Origin of the sequence: Syntrophorhabdus sp. (genome assembly GCA_012719415.1) — a bacterium.
In the GTDB taxonomy this organism is placed as follows: Bacteria; Desulfobacterota; Syntrophorhabdia; order Syntrophorhabdales; family Syntrophorhabdaceae; genus Delta-02.
The window spans coordinates 1-4,546 of record JAAYAK010000151.1 but is presented as its reverse complement, the minus strand read 5'-3'; the positions used below and the strand labels follow the sequence as shown (position 1 = coordinate 4,546).

General features: G+C 59.4%; 4 protein-coding genes. All 4 read right to left on the bottom strand.

Annotated features, from left to right (window positions below):
* A partial coding sequence (locus tag GXX82_09370) for a sugar kinase (GenBank protein NLT23243.1) occupies positions 1 to 277 on the bottom strand: 277 nt, incomplete at its 3' end.
* Positions 274 to 1,599, bottom strand: a complete 1,326-nt coding sequence (gene ahcY / locus GXX82_09365) for an adenosylhomocysteinase (protein NLT23242.1) — start codon at positions 1,597 to 1,599, stop codon at positions 274 to 276. The genes ahcY and GXX82_09370, both read right to left, overlap by 4 nt.
* A 36-nt stretch (positions 1,600 to 1,635) precedes the next feature.
* Positions 1,636 to 2,799 carry a methionine adenosyltransferase gene (locus tag GXX82_09360; protein NLT23241.1) on the bottom strand — a complete coding sequence of 388 codons (1,164 nt, stop codon included), beginning with the start codon at positions 2,797 to 2,799 and terminating at the stop codon, positions 1,636 to 1,638.
* 44 nt (positions 2,800 to 2,843) lie between these two features.
* Positions 2,844 to 4,546, bottom strand: a 1,703-nt coding sequence (ptsP, locus tag GXX82_09355) for a phosphoenolpyruvate--protein phosphotransferase (protein NLT23240.1), incomplete at its 5' end; no start/stop codon positions are given.

The window sequence follows — 4,546 nt, the reverse complement described above, 5'->3', positions numbered from 1 at the left end:
TGGCCTGGTTGAGGTCGTATCCGTACCTGCCCTCCCAGCGGAAGGTCTTCCCGTGGTCCACCTCTATCCCGGACATGTCGACGCTGCGGTCCCTGAGGAAGGATATGCCCTCCATATCGAAATCGCTGCCCACCGTGGCCACGATGCCGACGTCGGTGAAGAAGCTCGCGGCATTGGTGAAGTGCAGGGCTGACCCCCCGAGGACGTTGTCCGCCTTCCCGAAGGGGGTCTCTATGGAGTCGTACGCGACCGTTCCCGCGACAAGAAGCTTGATCATGTTCCCATCTCCCATGACGCGAGGTATCTCTTCTGCTCGTCCGTCAGTTTATCGATGGTGATGCCTGCCGAGGCCAGCTTGAGCAGGGCAACCTGCTCGTCGATCTCCTTCGGCACGGAGTAGACCTTCTTCTGCAGTTTCTTGGCGTTCTTCCACATGTACTCCGAGCAGAGCGCCTGGTTCGCGAAGCTCATGTCCATGACATCCGAGGGATGCCCTTCGGCACAGGCGAGATTGACAAGCCTGCCCTCACCGAGGACGAATATCTTCTTGCCGTTCTTGAGGGTGTACTCGTCGATGAACTGACGGATCCGCCTCTTCGACTTCTTCATCTTCTCCAGGGTGTCGAGGTCGAGTTCAACGTTGAAATGCCCCGAGTTGCAGACCATGGCGCCGTCCTTCATCTTCTCGAAATGTTCCTTGCGGATGACGTGGATGTCGCCGGTGGTGGTGACGAAGATGTCCCCGATGGCGGCCGCCTTCTCCATCTCCATGACCTCGTAGCCGTCCATGTGGGCTTCAAGGGCCCGAAGAGGATCGACCTCGGCGACGACAACGTGGGCGCCAAGGCCTTTTGCCCTCATGGTCACGCCTTTGCCGCACCAGCCGTACCCGGCGAGCACGAAGGTGGCACCGGCAAACAGGACGTTCGTGGCGCGCAGGATGCCGTCGATGGTGCTCTGTCCCGTACCGTAGCGGTTGTCGAACATGTGCTTCGTCAGCGCGTCGTTCACGGCGACGACGGGGAACTGGAGAACGCCTTCCTTCTCCATGCTCTTAAGGCGAATGACACCCGTCGTCGTTTCCTCCATGGAGCCCACCACATCGCCGATCAGCGCCTGTTTTTCCTTCTTGGCGAGCTTCCTGTACCATTTCTTGATGATATCGTGGAGGCCCTCGGTGCGGTCGAAGGCGATCATGTGGAGGGCGCCGACAAGGTCGGCCCCGTCATCCATGGTGATATTGGGCATGAAGGCAAGGGCCTTCATGATGTGGTCGTAGTACTGGCGGTCCGTCTCTCCCTTGATGCAGAAGGCGGGTATCTTGAAGTGCTTGACGATGGCCGCCGCCACGTCGTCCTGGGTGCTCAGGGGGTTGGACGCGCAGAGCACCACCTCGGCGCCGCCCGCCTTGAGGGTCTTCATGAGGTTCCCCGTCTCCGACGTCACGTGGAGGCAACAGGCGATTCTCACGCCCTTCAGGGGTTTCTTCTTCGCGAACCTCTGCGCGATCTGGCCGAGGACGGGCATCCTTCTCCCCGCCCATTCTATCTTCTCCAGCCCGGCATCGGCCAGTTTTATGTCCTTCACATCATAATCCATACATGTTCTCCTTCGATCGATATCGTTCCGGGAAACCTATATCCCCGCGGCCTTCCTTATCTCTTCCACCATGTCGAGCTTTTCCCAGGTGAACTCCGGCTCGTTCCTGCCGAAATGGCCGCCGCAAGCGGTTTTCCTGTAGATGGGCCGCAGGAGGTCGAGCCTCTCGATGATCTTTCTCGGCCGCATGTCGAAGAGGTCGTTGACTATCTGCGCGATCTTGTCGGGGCTTATCTTCGAGGTGCCCTGGGTGTCTATCATGACGGATACAGGCTCAGCGACGCCGATGGTGTAGGCTATCTGGAGCTCGAGCCTGTCGGCAAGGCCGGCAGCGACGAGGTTCTTCGCGATGTAGCGGGCCATGTAGGAGGCGCTGCGGTCGACCTTTGACGGGTCCTTCCCGGAGAAGGCGCCGCCGCCATGGCTCCCGACACCCCCGTAGGTGTCGACGATGATCTTCCGTCCCGTCACGCCGCAGTCACCCTTGGGGCCGCCCACCACGAACCTTCCCGTGGAGTTGATGAAGATCTTCGTCTTCTCGTCCATGAGCTCCGCCGGGACGATCTTCTTGATGACCTCTTCCGTGATGCCTTCGCGTATCTTCTCAATGGTCACGTCGGGGTTGTGCTGGGCGGCGATGACGACGGCGTCCACCCTGACGGGCTGCCTGTCGATATACTCTATGGTCACCTGGCTCTTGCCGTCGGGGCGCAGAAAGGGAAGGGTCCCGTCCTTGCGGACATCGGCAAGCCTCTTGATGAGCTTGTGGGCGTACATGATGGACATGGGCATGAACTCTGCCGTCTCGTTGCAGGCGTACCCGAACATGAGGCCCTGGTCGCCGGCGCCCTGCTCGTGGCCGGCTGTCTCGTTGACGCCCATGGCGATATCGGGGGACTGTTCGTCGATCGCCGTGAGGACCGCGCAGGTCTCCCAGTCGAAGCCCATCGAAGAATCGTTGTACCCTATGTCCTTCACCGTCTCCCTGACGATCTCGGGGACGTTGACGTAGCTCGACGTCGTTATCTCACCACCGACGAGGGCAAGGCCCGTCGTCACATAGGTCTCGCAGGCGACCCGAGCCCCGGGGTCGTCCTTGATGATGGCGTCGAGAACAGCGTCGGATATCTGGTCGGAAACCTTGTCCGGATGTCCTTCGGCAACCGATTCAGACGTGAATAAGAACCTGCTCATTCCCATTGTATGATCCTCCTTGATATTGGTCTTTGATAAGTTTCATTCTGCTATCCCCGGGCTTTCGGGAAATCCCCGGGGAACAATCGTGCCATTTCGTTCTTTAAAAGAAGCTCCGCCTCCGCCGGCGAGTCCTTCTTCATGATCTCCTCGAGGAGCTCCCGGCAGTATCCGTGATCGAGCCCCCGGATCGCCTTTTTCGCCCGCGGTATGGCGTAAGGGTTCATGCTTATCTCATCGAGGCCGAGACCCAAAAGGACCGGGACGTAGCGCGGCTCCCCCGCCATCTCACCGCACAGAGCGATGGTGATCTTGTGGGCGTGGGCATCGTCGACAGCCTTCTTGATCATTTTGAGGACTGCCGGATGGAGCGGTTCGTACAGGTAGGAGACGTACTCGTTGACCCTGTCGATGGCGAGGGCGTACTGTATGAGGTCGTTCGTCCCGATGCTGAAGAAATCGACCTCCGCGGCAAGCATGTCGCTTATCATGCACGCTGACGGGACCTCTATCATGATGCCCGTCTTTATGTCCCTGTTGTAGGCGATCTTTTTGCGCGAGAGCTCTTCCATGCACTCGGCGATGATGGCCTTCGCTTTGCGCACCTCCTCGATGCCCGAGACCATGGGGATGAGGATGCGAAGGGGCCCATGCTCGCTCGCCCTCAGGATCCCCCTCAGTTGAGCCTTGAAGAGGGGGACCTCCTTGATGCAGAGCCGTATGGCCCTGAGGCCCATGGCGGGATTTATCTCCTTGGGCATCTCGATCTCGGAGACGAACTTGTCGCCGCCGATGTCGAGGGTCCGTATGGTGATGTACTGGAGGGTCTTGCTCTCCGCCAGTTTGCGATAGATGTGGTAATGGTCCATTTCCGTGGGAAGGTCGTGCTTTCGCGAAAGATAGATGTATTCCGTCCTGTACAGGCCTATGCCGGTGGCGCCGTATTTTTCGACGATGTCCATCTCCGCCAGGAGCTCAATGTTGGCGCCCACCCTCATCCGAAAGCCGTCCTTCGTCTCGGCCTTGAGCCGCGCCACCCTGAGGTGTTCCTTCTTCTGGTTCCTGAGATGGATCTGCTTCGCGACGTACTCTTTCTGGACCTCTTTGACGGGGTTGATAATGACGACGCCTTCATCGCCGTCTATGATGATGAGGTCATTGTTCCTCGCGAGACTTGTCACGTTGCCCACGCCGACCACGGCGGGGATCTCGAGGGCCCGCGCCACGATCGACGTGTGGGACGTCCTGCCGCCCACATCGGTCGCGAACCCGGAGATGCGGTTGAGGTTGAGCTGTATCGTGTCCGCAGGCGACAGGTCGTGGGCGATGATGATGGCTTTGCCCTTCACCGTCCCGGCGCTTATGCGCGGTTTTTTCCCCACGACGAGGATCCTGGCGAGTCTCTCGTAGATGTATCTGATGTCCTGGCCCCTCTCCCTGAGATACGGGTCCTCCACCTTGTCGAAGCTGGCGAGGAACCGGGAGACCACCACGTCGAGGGCCCATTCCGCGTTAATATGCTCGCCCCGGATAACGTCGATGACGGAGTTGGCGAAGAAGGGGTCCTGGAGGATGAGTATGTGGGCGTCAATGATGAAGGCGTGCTTCTTGACGTCGTCGTCGGGAATGGAGTCCTTGATCTGGTTGAGCTGGTCGATCGCGCCCTGAACGGCGCTTTTGATGCGGCTCACCTCGCGTTCCACCTGGCGCGGGGATATGGAACGCTTCGTTATCGCCACCTTGTCCCTGTCGA